The organism is Pseudomonas sp. NPDC088890 (assembly GCF_044900155.1).
GTDB lineage: Bacteria > Pseudomonadota > Gammaproteobacteria > Pseudomonadales > Pseudomonadaceae > Aquipseudomonas > Aquipseudomonas urmiensis.
Genome location: NZ_JBJDNG010000003.1, coordinates 545,988 through 561,890, shown reverse-complemented (window position 1 = coordinate 561,890; position 15,903 = coordinate 545,988). Strand labels below are relative to the sequence as shown.

Here is a 15,903-nt window from a genome sequence, read left to right as displayed (position 1 = left end):
GCAACGGCACCGTTTTCGTATTCAGCGACAACCAGGATAGTCATTTAGATTACCTTCGCCTCGTTCTTCAGTTTCTCGACCAGTTCGGCCACCGATTTGACCTTGATGCCAGCGCTGCGAGCAGCCGGCGCTTCAACTTTCAGGGTCTTGGTGGTGGAGGCGGTGGAAACGCCCAGCGCGTCTGGAGTCACGGTTTCCAGCGGCTTCTTCTTGGCCTTCATGATGTTGGGCAGCGACGCGTAGCGCGGCTCGTTCAGACGCAGGTCGGTGGTGACGATCGCTGGCAGGTTGAGCGCAACGGTCTGCAGGCCGCCATCGATTTCACGGGTGACATTGAGCTTGTCGCCAGCCACTTCGACCTTGGAGGCGAAGGTGCCTTGGGCGTAGCCTGTCAGCGCCGCCAGCATCTGGCCGGTCTGGTTGTTGTCACTGTCGATGGCCTGTTTGCCGAGGATCACCAGCTGTGGCTGCTCCTTGTCGACCAGGGCCTTGAGCGCCTTGGCCACGGCCAGCGAGTTCAGCTCGTCGCTGGTCTCGACCAGGATGGCGCGATCAGCACCCAGCGCCAGCGCGGTGCGCAGTTGCTCTTGGGCTGCGGTCGGGCCGACGGCGACGGCGACGATCTCGGTCACAACGCCCTTCTCTTTCAGGCGCACGGCTTCTTCCACGGCGATTTCGCAGAAGGGGTTCATGGACATCTTGACGTTTGCAAGGTCGACGCCGGAGTTGTCCGCCTTGACGCGAACCTTGACGTTGTAGTCGACCACTCGTTTGACAGCTACAAGAACCTTCATGGATTCCTCGTTACTCTCCGGTGAAAAGAATGTCGCCTGGGGCTGGCCCGGCGATTGCGCGTGGGTACAAGGGCACCTCTAAAAACGTTGCGGGGCGAGCGATCTTCACAGTGACCAATCAGTCTTGTTCAGACCCTGCCGGCAAAACCCGCGAGTCATTTTCTGTCGTGGCGTGTAAACTCCACTACACAACGGGTTTTGGCCTCAAAACCCTGCTCTACGCCTGGTCTTTAGGGGTGCACCTGCGCTCGACGGTCAGCCTACGGCGAGCGTAAAACCGCTCGTATCTTGACCGTAACACCCATCCCGGTCAATACGGCAAATCGGCCAGCCTCCAGCCGCGTCCCTGTGATTTTACTGGGCTGCGGCAAATTCAAACAAACGTTTGTATTGGACCCGCCGAGTGGTGTAGATATAATGCGCGCCAAGACAAAACGGTGTAGTCCGCCATCCGCAAAGCTACAGCATAGATAGCTGCGAGTGACCCACCGATAAAACCCACAAGACAAGCAACAGCGATGAGCCTTGAGTAGGAGAGAACCAGTGGAACGCGAATACATGGAATTCGACGTGGTCATTGTCGGCGCCGGGCCGGCAGGCCTGTCCGCCGCCTGCCGCCTGAAGCAGAAGGCCGCCGAAGCCGGTAGCGAGATCAGCGTCTGCGTGGTCGAGAAAGGCTCCGAAGTCGGTGCGCACATCCTCTCCGGTGCGGTGTTCGAGCCGCGCGCGCTCAACGAGCTGTTCCCAGACTGGAAAGAACTCGGCGCGCCACTGAACACCGAGGTCAAGCGCGACGATATCTATGTGCTCAAGGACCAGGGCAGTTCGGTCAAGGTACCCGACCTGTTCGTGCCCAAGACCATGCACAACCAAGGCAACTACATCATCTCGCTGGGTAACCTGTGCCGCTGGCTGGCCCAGCAGGCCGAGAACCTGGGCGTGGAAATCTACCCAGGCTTCGCTGCTCAAGAAGCCCTGTTCGATGAAAACGGCGTGGTGCGCGGCATCGTCACCGGCGACTTGGGCGTCGACCGCGAAGGCAACCCCAAAGACGGCCTGTACACCCCAGGCATGGAGCTGCGCGCCAAGTACACCCTGTTTGCCGAAGGCTGCCGTGGCCACATCGGCAAGCAGCTGATCAAGCGCTTCAACCTCGACAGCGAATCCGACGTCCAGCACTACGGCATCGGCATCAAGGAAATCTGGGAAATCGACGCGGCCAAGCATGAGCAAGGCCTGGTGGTGCACACCGCCGGCTGGCCGCTGGATGTGGTCAGCAGCGAAAACACCGGTGGCTCGTTCCTGTATCACCTGGAAAACAACCAGGTGGTGGTCGGTTTGATCGTCGACCTGTCCTACGCCAACCCGTACCTGTCGCCGTTCGACGAGTTCCAGCGGCTCAAGCACCACCCGGTGATCAGCCAGTACCTCGAAGGCGGCAAGCGCATCAGCTACGGCGCCCGCGCCATCTGCAAGGGCGGCTACAACTCGCTGCCCAAGATGGTCTTCAACGGTGGCGCGCTGATCGGTTGCGACCTGGGCACGCTGAACTTCGCCAAGATCAAAGGCAGCCACACGGCGATGAAATCCGGCATGCTCGCCGCCGATGCAGTGGCCGACGCGTTGATCGCCGGTAGCGAGGGCGGCGATGCGCTGAACGCCTACGTTGACGCCTTCAAAGCCAGCTGGCTGCATGACGAGCTGTTCGCCAGCCGTAACTTCGGCCCGGCCATGCACAAGTTCGGCCCGCTGTTTGGCGCAGCCTTCAATTATGTCGACCAGAACTGGTTCGGCGGCAAGCTGCCGTTCACCCTGCGCGACACCAAGCCCGATTACGCTTGCCTGAAGCTTGCGGCCGACTCGAAGAAGATCGACTACCCCAAACCCGACGGCAAGCTCAGTTTCGACAAGCTCAGCTCGGTATTCCTCTCCAGCACCAACCATGAAGAGGAACAACCCTGCCACCTGAAGCTGACCGACCCGAACATCCCGATCGCCAGCAACCTGCCGCTGTACGACGAGCCAGCCCAGCGCTATTGCCCGGCCGGGGTCTACGAGGTGGTCACCCAGGAAGACGGCGCCAAGCGCTTCCAGATCAACGCGCAGAACTGCGTGCACTGCAAGACCTGCGACATCAAGGACCCGGCCCAGAACATTACCTGGGTCACCCCTGAAGGCGCTGGTGGGCCGAACTACCCGAACATGTAAGTGCATCGCGCTGTATGAAAAAGCCCCCTGGCCGCGAGGTCAGGGGGCTTTTTTATCCGACTGGCGGTGGTCCGAGACGCATAACCAAGTGTCTACGTCGCTCGTGAGCGCGAGCGCCACCCGCTTTATTTTTCAGCACACATGACCGGCACCGCCTGCGAATCGAACACCAACCGCTCCCGCCCCTTGAAATAAAGAGCCGTAAGCAAGCCAACCATGCCCATCAGCAGACAAAAGCCGACACACACCCACGGGCTCCACGGCATCAAGGCAATCAGCGCCAACGGCGTGGTACTGGCCCACAAGGCGTAGGCGACGTTGTAGGTGAAGGAAATACCCGACACGCGGATCTGCGCCGGAAACAGCCCGACCATCACCGACGGCACCACGCCCACCACCCCACAGCACAGTCCGGCCAGGGCATAGGCCGGCCAGATCAGGCTCCACTGCCCCACCAGGCTGGCATACAGCGCGCCAATCCCAACAGGCAGCAACAGGCTGTAGATCTTCAGCGCCCGCCAGGCGCCCAGGCGGTCGACCAGCAATCCGGCCAACACGCAGCCGATATTCAAGAACACGATGCCGACGCTGCTCAAGGCAAAGGTCTGCCCGGCAGCAATGCCAAAGCGTTGCTGCATCACGGTCGGGGTGATCACCACCAGCACCACCACCGCCGAGGTCAATACACAGGTCAGCAACGCCGCCGGCAGCAACGCCCGGCGATGCTCGCGCAACACCTGGCGCAGCGGGAACGCCACCGGCTGCTCGCGACGCTCGCGCAAGGCGAGAAATACCGGCGTCTCGCTCAGCCAGCGGCGCAGCCACACCCCGATCACCCCGAACACCCCGCCCAGCAGGAACGGATAGCGCCAGGCGTAATCGAGAATCTCCTGCGGGCTGAACAGTTGCGCCAGCAAGGTCGCCGTCAGCGCGCCAAGCAGGTAACCGAAGGTCAGCCCCGCCTGCAGAAAACCCAAGGCATAGCCGCGCCGCCCTTCGGGTGCATGCTCGGCGACGAAGGTCCAGGCACTGGGCACCTCCCCGCCCACGGCGGCGCCCTGCAAGATACGCAACGCCAACAGGATCAGCGGCGCCGCATAGCCGATGTCGGCATAGGTCGGCATCACCCCGATCAACAGGCACGGCAGGGCCATCATCAGGATGCTCAGGCTGAACACCCGCTTGCGCCCCAGATGATCGGCAAAGTGCGCCATGAGGATGCCGCCCAACGGGCGCGCAAGATAACCGGTGACGAAAATCCCGAAACTCTGCAGCAGGCGCAGCCACTCGGGCATCTCAGGCGGGAAGAACAATTGGCTGAGGGTCAGGGCGAAGAACACGAAGATGATGAAATCGTAGATCTCCAACGCCCCGCCCAACGCCGCCAGGCCCAGGGTCCGGTGGTCGCCACGGGTAAACCGGGGCTGGCGAGCGGTATCGATGGCAGTCATGACAGGGGTCCGCAGATCGGCAAAGGGCAAGAGGATAGCAAATGCCCGCGGCCTGTTGCCGCATGCCGTTCAGCTTGAGCGACTGAATACCGTCTGGGCGAAGTTCAGCCGCTGGCGCGGATAGGCCGAATGACCGGTCAGCCCCGGCGGCAGGGCCACCTGCCCGACCACTACCGGCAAGTCGATGATCGACATGAACGACTCCAGCGCCTCGCTATCTGGCACCTTGGGCAGGCTGATGCTCACCGCCTTGCGCTCGTTCTGCGCCACCGCCGGTACTTTCAGGTGTTGCGAGTGATACAGCAAGGCGTGCTGGATCTGCGTGCTGACCCGACAAAAGCGCGCCAGGTCGACACCGGCATGGCTGGCCAGCTCGATATTGCCAATCAGCAGGTTGAACGGCTGCAATGCGCATTGCACCAGGCGCTGCAGGTCATCGAAGTTGTCTACCGGGGCGATCCGGTAATAACCCAGGGCATTGAGCATCTTCTCCAGCTGCAAGCGTTGGCTGGGGTGCTCGTCGGCGATGAGGATGCGCATGCATTTGTTTGGCATCGATCGAACCTGGGCAGCAAGGTGATGGGAACTCCCTGACCATACTGCGCCAGTACAGGCAATCGCCAGGGCGATGCCTGGAGAGGGTCTTCATTGATAGTTGTCCTGAAACCCGGAGAAATCAAGTCGCCAGCACCGGGATTTGTCGCCCATCGCCCAGGTTTTGCTCAGGATTCCCACTGACGCATGCGCACCCGGCAGTGCTTCATGGCATTGACGATGTGCTTTTCCACGAGACTGCGCGAAATACCCAGGTGTTCGGCGATCTGCTGGTGCGACATGCCGTCGAGTTTACGTAACAGAAAACTGTCACGACACGGTGCACTGAGCTCATCCAAGGCGCGCTGCATCAGCGCCAGGCGCTGGTTCATTTGCATGCTCTGGGACGGGGCCGGGCTGTGCCAGCGCTCGTCAAGGTCAAGCACCTCCAGCGGTTCGGCCTTGCGTACCAGGTGGCGCCGATGGCGATCGATCACCAGGTTCATCGCCGTGCGATAGAGGAAGGCACGCGGATTCTCGATCTGCTCAGGCTCGTTACGCTCCAGCACCCGCAGGTAGGCATCATGGATGACATCTTCCGCCGCCTGACGATTACCCAGACGCGCACTGAGGAAGCTCACCAACTCGCGATAGTAATGTTCCACGACGGCACCTGGCATGTCCCTGCACAACGGCGAAGGAGGAAAAGCTCGAAGGAGTGATATCAAGCTGGAATCTTACAAATTATAATGATTCTCAGCAACACACAGGCACTCGCCTAGGCTAAATCATCTGCGCTGCGCTTCGTTTATCTGGGACCTCCGTGCGCGTCCACTTGGCAGCGCGTGGCCATCCTTCTGGCTGGAAGTCCACATGAGTCGCACATCCAATACCCGCCGTCGCATCCTCCTCGGCGGCCTGGGCCTGCTTGGTCTGGGCAGCCTGCTGGCGTGGCAGGCGCTGCCCTTCGGCGCCCTGCCCGTCAGCACCGTCGCCGTGACCCGCGCCGATATAGAGAGCAGCGTCACCGCCCTTGGCACCTTGCAACCCAGGCGCTATGTCGATGTCGGCGCGCAGGCATCCGGGCAGATCCGCAAGCTGCACGTAGAAGCCGGGGATGAGGTGCGCCAAGGCCAGCTACTGGTCGAGATCGATCCTTCCACCCAGCAGGCGAAATTCGACGCCGCCCGTTTTGCGATCGACAATCTCAAGGCGCAACTGGCCGAGCAACGCGCCCAGTTCCAGCTGGCTCGCCAGCAGTACCAGCGCCAGCGCAGCCTCGCCGCAGCCGGCGCCAGCCGCGATGAAGACCTGCAGATCGCCGATGCCCAGCTCAAGGTGACTCAAGCGCGGATCGACATGTACCAAGCGCAGATCCACCAGGCCCAGGCCAGCGTGCGCAGCGATGAGGCCGAACTTGGCTACACCCGCATCTATGCCCCCATGGACGGAACCGTGGTCGCAGTGGATGCCCGCGAGGGCCAGACCCTCAACGCCCAACAGCAGACACCCCTGATCCTGCGCATAGCCAAGCTCTCGCCAATGACCGTCTGGGCCCAGGTGTCCGAGGCCGACATCGGCAAGGTCAAACCCGGCATGACCGCCTACTTCACCACCCTTGCCGGCGGCAAGCGGCGCTGGACCAGCACGGTCAGGCAGATCTTGCCGATCCCGCCCAAGCCGCTCGAGCAGACCAGCCAAGGCGGCGGTAGCCCGATCAGTGCTAGCTCCGGAGGCAGCGCCAGCCAGGTAGTCCAGTACACCGTGCTGTTGGACGTGGACAACCCCGATGGCGCCCTGATGGCTGAGATGACGACCCAGGTGTTCTTTGTCGCAGGTCACGCCAGCCAGGTCCTCACGGCGCCATTGGCCGCCCTCGACGACAGTGATGGCGACGGCCTGCGCCTGGCCCAGGTGCTCAACCGCCAGGGCAAGATCGAACAACGGCAGGTGCGCACCGGCCTTAGCGACCGGCTGCGGGTGCAGATCCTCGACGGCTTGAGCGAAGGCGAGCAACTGGTCATTGGCGCGCCTCGCGCCAGTGGAGGATAAATGTCAATTCCCCTGATCGAGCTGAGCGACATCCGCAAATCCTATGGCGGCCTCGACACCCCCACCGTCGAGGTGCTGCGCGGGGTCAGCGTGAGCATCTACCCTGGCGAGTTCGTCGCCATTGTCGGTGCGTCGGGCTCCGGCAAGTCGACCCTGATGAACATCCTTGGCTGCCTCGACCGGCCCACCAGCGGCAACTATCGCTTTGCCGGCAAGGATGTTGCCGAGCTAGGCAGCGACGAATTGGCCTGGCTCAGGCGCGAAGCCTTCGGCTTCGTGTTCCAGGGGTATCACCTGATCCCCTCGGGATCAGCCCAGGAAAACGTCGAGATGCCAGCCATCTATGCCGGCATCCCACCAGCCCAACGTCACAGCCGAGCCAGCGCCCTGCTCGAACGCCTGGGCCTGGCCAGCCGCACCGGCAACCGCCCCCACCAGCTCTCCGGCGGCCAGCAACAGCGCGTGTCGATTGCCCGGGCCTTGATGAACGGCGGCCACATCATCCTCGCCGACGAACCCACCGGCGCCCTGGACAGCCAGAGCGGCGCCGAAGTCATGGCCCTGCTGGACGAATTGGCCAGCCAAGGCCATGTGATCATCCTGATCACCCACGACCGCGAGGTGGCGGCCCGTGCGCACCGGGTGATCGAGATCCGAGACGGCCTGATGCTCAGTGATTCGGCCGCAGATCGGCTGCCCGACGCGCTCCACCCCGGCCTGCAAGCGCAGGAGCTACGCCAGCGCCTGGACCGCGGCGCGACCTTGCGCGGTGCCTGGAAGGGCGAACTGCTCGAAGCCCTGCAAGCCGCCTGGCGGGTGATGTGGATCAATCGCTTTCGCACCGCCCTGACCCTGCTCGGCATCGTCATCGGCGTTGCCTCGGTGGTGGTGATGCTGGCCGTCGGCGAAGGCAGCAAGCGCCAAGTCATGGCGCAAATGGCCGCGTTCGGCTCGAACATCCTCTACCTCAATGGCGCACCGGCCACCCTGCGCGAGCCCGCCGGCACCATCACCCTGGACGATGTCGCCGCCATCGGGGAACTGCCCCAGGTCAAGCACATCATGCCGGTCACCGGCGAGAAGATGATGGTCCGCCACGGCAACAACAGCCAGCAGTTCTACGTGGGGGGCAACAACACCTGGTTTCCCGAGATCTTCAACTGGCCGGTGGTCGAGGGCGCTTTCTTCAGCGAAGCCGACGAAGCCAGCGGCGCTGCTGTTGCAGTGATCGGACAGAAAGTCCGGGAAAAAATGCTCGACCCCCAGGCCAACCCGCTGGGTCAGTACCTGCTGATCGGTAACGTGCCGTTCCAGGTGGTCGGCATTCTCGCCGGCAAGGGCGCCAGCTCCGGTGACCAGGATAGCGACGGGCGAATCGTCATACCCTACTCGTCGGCGGCCATGCGCCTGTTGGGTCATCGTGACCCGGACTACATCACCATCGCGGCAGCCGACTCCAGCCGGGTAAGCGAAACCGAGCGCGCCATCGATCACCTGCTGCGCCAGCGCCACCAAGGCAAGCACGACTTCGAACTGACCAACGACGCCGCCCTGATCCAGGCCGAGGCCCGTACCCAGAACAGCCTGTCGCTGATGCTCGGCGCCATTGCCGCCATCTCCCTGTTGGTGGGCGGAATCGGCGTGATGAACATCATGCTCATGACGGTGCGCGAACGCACCCGCGAGATCGGTATCCGCATGGCCACCGGCGCACGTCAGCGCGACATTTTGCGCCAGTTCCTCAGTGAGGCGGTGATGCTGTCGATGGTCGGCGGCGTGACCGGTATCGTCCTGGCGCTGAGCGTCGGCGCCGGCCTGATGCTGGCCGGCATCCCGGTGGCGTTCGCCCTGCCCTCGATCCTCGGCGCCTTTGCCTGCGCCGTGATTACCGGCGTGCTGTTCGGTTTCATGCCTGCCCGCAAGGCCGCCCGCCTCGACCCGGTCAAAGCCCTTACCAGCGAATAACCTATGACATTGCCAAGCCGCATCAGTCTGCTGACCCTGAGCCTGTCCCTGGCCGCCTGCAACAGCTCCCCTGCCCCCAGCGCCGCCATCGAGCCGCCCGCCACCTGGCAGGCGGCAACTGACCAGACGGCAGTCGGGCTTGTCGATGCCCAGTGGTGGCAAGCCTTTGCCAGTAGCGAGCTGGATCAGCTGATCGAACGCGCCCGGCGTGACAGTCACGACCTGGCAGCCGCCGCCGCCAGGGTGCGGCAAGCCCAAGCGCGGGCGACGATCGCCGGCGCACCGCTGCTGCCAGAACTGCAAGTGGGCCTGGACAGCAGCCGCCAACACCTGCTGCATGGCCAAGGCTACGAACAGCTCGATGTCGATAGCAGCGAGCGCACCAGCACCTCGTTCGATGCCCGCCTGAGCGCCAGCTACGAGATCGACTTCTGGGGCGGTGTACGCGCCGCCCGCGACAGCGCGCTGCGTAGCCTTGATGCCAGCCGCTTCGATCGCCAGACCGTCGAGCTGACCCTGCTCAGCTCGGTCGCCAACAGCTACCTGAGCGCCCTGGCGCTGCAGGAGCAACTGCGCATCGCCCGGCTGAACCTGGACAACGCGCGCAACGTCCTGCGCTTGGTCCAAGCCCGGCACAATTCAGGCTCGGCCACCCGCCTGGAACTTGCCCAGCAGCGCAGCCTGGTGGCGGCACAAGAACGCCAACTGCCCCTGTTGGAGCAACAGTGGCAAGACAGCCGCGTCACCCTGGCCACCTTGCTCGGCCAACCGGTTCAGCAGCTGGGGCCAAGCCAAGCGTCGATCAACGCGCTGCGCTGGCCCCGGATCGGCAGCGGCGTGCCTAGCGAGTTGCTGGCGCGGCGCCCGGATATCGCCGCCGCCGAAGCGCGCCTGGCCGCCGCCAGCGCCAATGTGCAGGTCGCCAGGGCAGCCATGCTGCCCAAGTTGACCTTGGGTGCAGACCTGGGCAGCGGCGCACGAACGCTGGTCGATGTCTTCAGCAGCCCCTACTACACCTTGACTGCCGGTCTTGCCGCACCCATTTTCAACAACGGCCGGCTGCGCGCCTCGCATCAATTGGCGCAGGCCGAGCAAGCAGAACTGCTCGAAGATTATCGCGCCAGCATTGTCGCCGCCTTCGCCGATGTGGAAAAAGCCCTCAATGCCACCCATGGCGTCGAGCGCCAGAGGCAGTGGCAGGATCAAGAAGTGGAGCAATCGCGCATTGCCTTCGACCTGGCCCAGCAGCGTTACGCTGCCGGCGCCGAAACCCTGCTGACAGTGCTGGAAAGCCAACGCACCCTGTATCAGGCCCAGGACCAGCAGGCGCGGTTGCAGCTGAGCCAACTGCAAGCCAGCGTGGCCCTGTACAAAGCCCTCGGCGGCGGCTGGCAGGCCGCCCAGGCACCACGCTAGCGCGCCGATCAGTGGCTGTCGCCTGGGTCAGAGCGAGCGTTGCCTGACCTTCAGGTGCCGCGCATACCAAGGACGGCGCGGCACCTTGCGCAGCAGGCCGTCAAAGCGCTCTTCGTCGGCGTAGATGATGCGCAGGGCCAGCTTCATGGTTTCCGGGTCCATCTCCACGCTGCGCCCTGGGCGCAAGCCTGGGACGCTGCTGCAGCCATGGGTGTCGGGGCCCAACCAGGGGTCGGCCACCTGTACCCAGCGCCCCGCGGCGAACCAAGGCACGCCATTGACCTGCACGCGCACCACCTCCCCCGGGTGGAAACGTTCATGGGCGCGAAACCAGTCCTCGATGCGATCGTCGATCCAGCCATGGAAGCGCCAAAACACCGGGTTTACATGGGACGAGAACGGGTCGCCAAGAAAGTCGTTTTCGGCGCCGTACCAGCGCCCTGCGAAATCATCAGGCGTGCGCGCCATCGGCACTGGCATGCCGTTGACCGGGTCGCGCGGCACCGAAGCCCAGCGCATGTGCAACCAGTCATGCAGACCAAGCTCAAGCTCCGAGCCGAACTGCCCCAAGGTCAGTTTGGACAGGTATTGAGGGTCCGAGTAACGCGACTCCCAGACCTCGAAGTTGCCATGAAAGGTCTCGGCGCTCTTGATGTCCCTGACCCACTGGGTGTACTCGTCATCGTCCGAGGCCAGCCAGGTCGGGGGCAAGGCATTGCCATCATGGTTGTCGAAGTAACGCGCGAACCCCTGTCGATCACGCTCAAGCTCAGGCTGGGGTAGCGGGAAGCGGGTCCACGATGGCAGGTCCTCGATGGCCCGCGCCGCGCCGAGCATGTGCCGGTGCATGAACAGGAAATCTTCCCCCGAGCCATTGCGGTCTTTATGTCGACCACGGGCGTCGCGCTCGCGCTCACGTGGACCCGGCTGCCAGCCCAGGCCACGTAGCGCCTGATGCTTATCCTTGGCCAGCTTGTGCCACTTGTCACGTGATGCATGCCATAGCTGGTGGAACAGTCGATGCTCAGGCGTGATCAGCCACTCGACCAGTGATGCAGACAGCGCCGTGCGCTCGCGCGCCTCGGGAAACACCTGCTTGCTGGCCAGGAAGCGGTTGTCCTGCTCGGGCAACGCCAGTGACCGATCCAGGCGCAGGATCCGCCCATTGAGGGTCGCCGGGCCGGCATTGCCGAACTCGCCCCAGACCTCATCCAGCACCACCTGACACTCATAGCGTGGCAGCTGCCCCCCATCGTCGAGGGCAAACAGGCGCCAGCGCAGGGTCCCCGGCTTGTCTGCAGACAGGTCCCCGACGACCCGGTAGCGCGGCTGCTGATCACTGCGCAAGCGCTCGGGCGTGTCGAGGAAGCCACGAATGGCCCGGCCGCGCTGGGCAACATCGAGAAACAACTCCAACGGCTGATGCTCAAGACCCTCAAGGCCTGCATCGCTGCCCTTCAAGGTCCAGCGCCAGATCCCGCGCAAGGTATCGCCCAATTGCTGACCCGGCGTATCGGCAAGCTCCACGACCGCCTCGCCGGCTGTTTCGGGAAACTCATCATCAGCTGTGAGCTGGCGCTGCGCGTACCACGCTCCAGGTACCGCCACACCTGCCAGCGCCACACTTGCGATGAAGCCTCGTCGAGAAATCGTCATTGAACTACCTGTGCCAGTCGTTATGGCCGCAAGCACGGCCCATCGAAGGCTAAAACGTTGTGCGCAGGGGAAAATTTAACCCTGCCCGGCCTCTGCACAGGCACACGCGCACGCGCCCCCAGCCCGCCGCCGAGCGCTAAATTTCTTGCCTTTGCGCTCGTTCTCTCCAGGTAGCAATGGCCTCGAGCCCGAACCTCTGCGGCGAACCTACTGAGACCGAGATGACGACACCACGCTGGAAAAAAGCCCTGTACATCAGCCTGGCCACTACCCTGACCGTAAGTGCCGGGCTTGCCGCCTGGTACTACCTGGACAAGGACGGTTACCCCAAGGAGGTGGTGCGCCAGGCCAATGATCTGCAGGAGCGGATTATTTCGTTTGATAGCCACATCACCCTGCCGCTGAGCTTCGGCACCGAAGGCAATGAAGCCGACCAGGACGGGCCGGGGCGCTTCGACCTGGTCAAGGCTGCCCGTGGGCGACTCTCCGGCGCTGCACTGACGATCTTCGCCTGGCCGGAATCCTGGACCGGCAACAATGGCCCGCACCGCCCTACCGACGGTTTTGTCGACGCCGCCCGGCACACCCAGGAGGTGCGCTACAACGCCATCACCGCCATGGTCCGCGACTTCCCCAACCAGGTTGGCATCGCCTATACCCCACAGGACATGCGCCGGCTGCATGGCGAAGGCAAGTTCGCGGTATTCATCGGCATGCTCAATGCCTACGCCCTGGGCGATGACATCGACCTGCTGGACAAGTGGGCCGCACGCGGTGTGCGCATGTTCGGCTTCAGCTATGTCGGCAACAACAGCTGGGCTGACTCTTCGCGCCCGCTGCCGTTCTTCAATGACACGGTCGACGCGCTGGGAGGCCTGTCCCCCTTGGGTCGCCAGGCGGTTCAACGGCTCAATGACCTGGGCGTGATCATCGACGTGTCCCAGATGTCGGACCAGGCCCTGAGCCAGGTCGCCCAGCTCACCCGCGCCCCGCTGGTCGCCTCGCACTCGGCGCCCAGGGCCGCGGTGGATATCCCACGCAACCTCAGCGACAAGGACATGCAGCTGATCAAGGACAGCGGCGGCGTGGTGCAAATCGTCGCCTTCGGCACTTATCTGAAGCCGCTGAGCGAAAAATCCCAGGATCGGCTCAACGCCCTGCGGGCACGCTTCAGCCTGCCGCCATTGCCTAACCAGGCCTACGCACTGATGCCCGGGGACCCGATCATCGCCGGCTGGCCGGAGCAGAAAGTCGGCGAATATGCCGAAGCGCTGTACGCCATCCTCGATGAGGAACCGCAGGCAACCCTCAAGGACTATGGCGACGCCATCGACTACGCGGTGCGCAAGATCGGTATCGACCATGTCGGCCTCAGCTCCGACTTCAACGAAGGTGGCGGGATCGCCGGCTGGAACGATGCCAGCCAGGCGCGCAACGTCACTGCGGAGCTGATCGCCCGTGGCTACTCGGAGGCCGACATCACCAAGCTCTGGGGTGGCAACTTCCTGAGGGTCTGGGAGCAGGTGCAACACGCTGCCCGTCCGACCACCACCTCCTCCCGTTGAACTGCGAGCCTTGCATGAACGATCGCCGTACTTTTCTCAAGCATGCCGGACTGCTGGCGGCCAGTTTGCCCTTGGCCAGCCAGTTGCTGGGCTCGGCCCAGGCCAATCCAAGGCCGACCACCGGCAGCGACCCATGGGCCGCTTTTCGCCAGCTGTTCGACCTCGACCCTGACTACGCCCACTTCGCCAATTTCCTCATCACCTCACACCCCAAGCCTGTGCGCGAGGCCATCGAGGGCTACCGGGCCAAGCTCGATCGCCATCCGGCGCGCTGGGTGGACTGGGACACCCAGGAAGACTGGAAGCGCGAAGCCGAGGTCCGCGACTGGGCCGCTCGCTACCTGGAGGTCAAGCCGCGCCAGATCGCCCTCACCGGCAGCACCACCGAGGGCCTGGGGCTGATCTACGGCGGCCTGCGCCTGGCGCCTGGGCAAGAGATCCTGACCACCGAGCACGAACACTATTCAACCCGCAACATCCTCGCCTACCGGAGCCAGCGCGAAGGCACGCCGGTGCGCAAGGTGCGCCTGTTCCAGGATCCGGCCAAGGTCTCCGACGACGAAGTGCTCGGCACCATTGCCGCAGCGATCCGCCCGCAGACCCGGGTGCTGGGCATGACCTGGGTGCACTCAGGCAGCGGCGTGAAACTGCCGGTGGGCGAAATCGGCGCACTGGTGCGCGAGCTCAACGGCAAGCGTGACGATAACCAGCGCATCCTCTACGTGATCGATGGTGTGCACGGCTTTGGCGTCGAAGACATGCGCTTCGCTGACCTGCAGTGCGACTACTTCATCTCCGGCACCCACAAGTGGATGTTCGGCCCCCGCGGCACCGGGATCATCTGCGCCGCCTCCACCGAGCTCAAGCACCTGACGCCGACCTTCGCGACCTTCTCGGAAAACGAAGACTTCGCCACCACCATGACCCCCGGTGGCTACCACGCCTTCGAACACCGCTGGGCGCTGGGCAAGGCATTCGAGCTGCACCTGCAACACGGCAAGGCCGCGATTGAGGCGCGCATCCACGGCTTGAACGACTACCTCAAGGAGCGCCTGGCCGAATTCCCCGCCATTGAGCTGGTGACGCCACGTAGCGCCCGGCATTCGGCGGGGTTCACCTTCTTCCGGATCAAGGGCCAGGACGCCGACGCCGTGGCCGCCGAGCTCAACCGCCAGCGCATCGTGGTCGATGCGGTCGATCGCGATGTCGGCCCGGTCGTGCGCACCGCCCCTGGTTTGCTCAATACCGAGACAGAAATCGATCGCCTGATCGAGGCGCTGCGCCAACGCCTGCGCAGCTGACTTTTCCACCCTTTTTCTTGTAGCCAAACGCTGACGGAAACCACTCCATGTCCGACGAACGCTTCACGTCATTGCCCTCTCCCGCGCGAACCTTGCGCCAGCTCAGCTGTTGCGCCGTCCTCGGCCTTGCCGCCAGCGCCCAGGCGGCGGACAGCCCCAAGCCGGGTAGCGTGTTCCAGGACTGCAAGAGCGCCTGCCCGCAAATGGTCGTGCTGCCTGCCGGCAGCTTCCTGATGGGCACTCCAGAGGATGAGCTCGGCCGCGAAGGCGATGAAGGCCCACAGCACACCGTGACCTTTGCCAAACCCTTTGCCATCAGCCGCTACCACGTCACTGCCGGCGAGCTGGATGCCTACATCCGCGAAAGCGGGGTGACAATCGCCGACGGCGATACCCGCCCTGGGCGCTTCTGCGCAGCCAGCAAACCCACCTACAAGCAGGGCCCGCGTCAGCCCGCGGTGTGCGTCAGTTGGTTCGATGTACAGGATTACGCCAAATGGCTGTCGAAAAAGACCGGGCATCGCTACCGCATGGTCAGCGAAGCGCAGCGCGAATACGCCGCACGCGCAGGCTCCAGCGGCCCGTTCCCATTCCCCTTCGATGACAACGATCCGAGCAAATACAGCATCGCCCAGCACGCCAACACCTACGGCCCCACCGACGGCTACTCCTACACCGCTCCCGTAGGCAGCTACCCGGCCAATGCGTTCGGCGTCCATGACATGCACGGCAACGTCTACGAGTGGGTCGCCGATTGCTGGAACGATGGTTACCAGGGCGCGCCGACCGATGGCAGTGCCTGGACCACCGGTGACTGCAGCGTGCGAGTCATGCGCGGCAACGACTGGGGCGAAGCGCCGGTGTTCTCGCGTTCCGGCAACCGCAACAACCGCGCCCCTGACGTGCGCGGTGATTTCCTGGGCTTTCGGGTCGTTCGCGAACTCTGATGACCCTTAACCCC

At 63.7% G+C, this 15,903-nt stretch carries 12 protein-coding genes; 7 read left to right on the top strand and 5 right to left on the bottom strand.

The window, feature by feature from the left end:
* Positions 1-44 precede the first annotated feature (44 nt).
* Positions 45-794, bottom strand: a complete 750-nt coding sequence (locus ACI2JX_RS10205) for an electron transfer flavoprotein subunit beta/FixA family protein (protein WP_186555692.1) — start codon at positions 792-794, stop codon at positions 45-47.
* 543 nt (positions 795-1,337) lie between these two features.
* Between ACI2JX_RS10205 and ACI2JX_RS10200 the strand changes: the two genes are divergently transcribed.
* Positions 1,338-3,002, top strand: a complete 1,665-nt coding sequence (locus ACI2JX_RS10200; protein WP_404690009.1) for an electron transfer flavoprotein-ubiquinone oxidoreductase — start codon at positions 1,338-1,340, stop codon at positions 3,000-3,002.
* Positions 3,003-3,127: 125 nt separating this feature from the next.
* On the opposite strand, the gene ACI2JX_RS10195 is transcribed toward ACI2JX_RS10200, so the two are convergent.
* The 3 genes from ACI2JX_RS10195 to ACI2JX_RS10185 all read right to left on the bottom strand — a co-directional run bounded on the left by ACI2JX_RS10195 (position 3,128) and on the right by ACI2JX_RS10185 (position 5,652).
* Positions 3,128-4,453 (bottom strand): MFS transporter, encoded by a 1,326-nt coding sequence (locus tag ACI2JX_RS10195; protein WP_186555690.1) that lies wholly within the window; start codon positions 4,451-4,453, stop codon positions 3,128-3,130.
* A 69-nt stretch (positions 4,454-4,522) separates the two neighbouring features.
* Positions 4,523-5,008, bottom strand: a complete 486-nt coding sequence (locus tag ACI2JX_RS10190) for a histidine kinase (RefSeq protein WP_264234976.1) — start codon at positions 5,006-5,008, stop codon at positions 4,523-4,525.
* A gap of 167 nt (positions 5,009-5,175) precedes the next feature.
* On the bottom strand, positions 5,176-5,652 hold the full coding sequence (locus ACI2JX_RS10185; protein WP_404690008.1) for a sigma-70 family RNA polymerase sigma factor: 477 nt from the start codon (positions 5,650-5,652) through the stop codon (positions 5,176-5,178).
* 208 nt (positions 5,653-5,860) lie between these two features.
* On the opposite strand from ACI2JX_RS10185, the gene ACI2JX_RS10180 reads away from it, so the two are divergent.
* The 3 genes from ACI2JX_RS10180 to ACI2JX_RS10170 are packed head-to-tail and all read left to right on the top strand — an operon-like array spanning position 5,861 to position 10,420.
* The gene (locus ACI2JX_RS10180) at positions 5,861-7,039 is read left to right on the top strand and encodes an efflux RND transporter periplasmic adaptor subunit (protein ID WP_264234978.1); all 1,179 of its coding nucleotides are present in this window, start codon (positions 5,861-5,863) and stop codon (positions 7,037-7,039) included.
* Positions 7,040-9,004 (top strand): MacB family efflux pump subunit, encoded by a 1,965-nt coding sequence (locus tag ACI2JX_RS10175; RefSeq protein WP_404690007.1) that lies wholly within the window; start codon positions 7,040-7,042, stop codon positions 9,002-9,004. It begins immediately after the preceding gene.
* Positions 9,005-9,007: 3 nt separating this feature from the next.
* Positions 9,008-10,420 carry an efflux transporter outer membrane subunit gene (locus ACI2JX_RS10170; protein WP_264234980.1) on the top strand — a complete coding sequence of 471 codons (1,413 nt, stop codon included), beginning with the start codon at positions 9,008-9,010 and terminating at the stop codon, positions 10,418-10,420.
* 27 nt (positions 10,421-10,447) lie between these two features.
* On the opposite strand, the gene ACI2JX_RS10165 is transcribed toward ACI2JX_RS10170, so the two are convergent.
* Positions 10,448-12,076: a PvdJ/PvdD/PvdP-like protein gene (locus ACI2JX_RS10165; RefSeq protein WP_404690006.1), complete on the bottom strand. Its 1,629-nt coding sequence runs from the start codon at positions 12,074-12,076 to the stop codon at positions 10,448-10,450.
* Between the two features lie 221 nt (positions 12,077-12,297).
* Between ACI2JX_RS10165 and pvdM the strand changes: the two genes are divergently transcribed.
* Genes pvdM through ACI2JX_RS10150 form a run of 3 tightly spaced genes read left to right on the top strand, consistent with a single transcriptional unit; the run spans position 12,298 to position 15,889 of the window.
* Positions 12,298-13,641, top strand: coding sequence for a pyoverdine-tailoring dipeptidase-like protein PvdM (pvdM, locus tag ACI2JX_RS10160; RefSeq protein ID WP_404690005.1), 1,344 nt, complete (start codon positions 12,298-12,300; stop codon positions 13,639-13,641).
* 14 nt (positions 13,642-13,655) lie between these two features.
* Positions 13,656-14,942: an aminotransferase class V-fold PLP-dependent enzyme gene (locus ACI2JX_RS10155; protein WP_368971532.1), complete on the top strand. Its 1,287-nt coding sequence runs from the start codon at positions 13,656-13,658 to the stop codon at positions 14,940-14,942.
* Positions 14,943-14,989: 47 nt separating this feature from the next.
* Complete coding sequence (locus ACI2JX_RS10150; RefSeq protein WP_368971533.1) at positions 14,990-15,889, top strand: formylglycine-generating enzyme family protein; 900 nt, start codon at positions 14,990-14,992, stop codon at positions 15,887-15,889.
* The last annotated feature ends 14 nt before the right edge of the window (positions 15,890-15,903 follow it).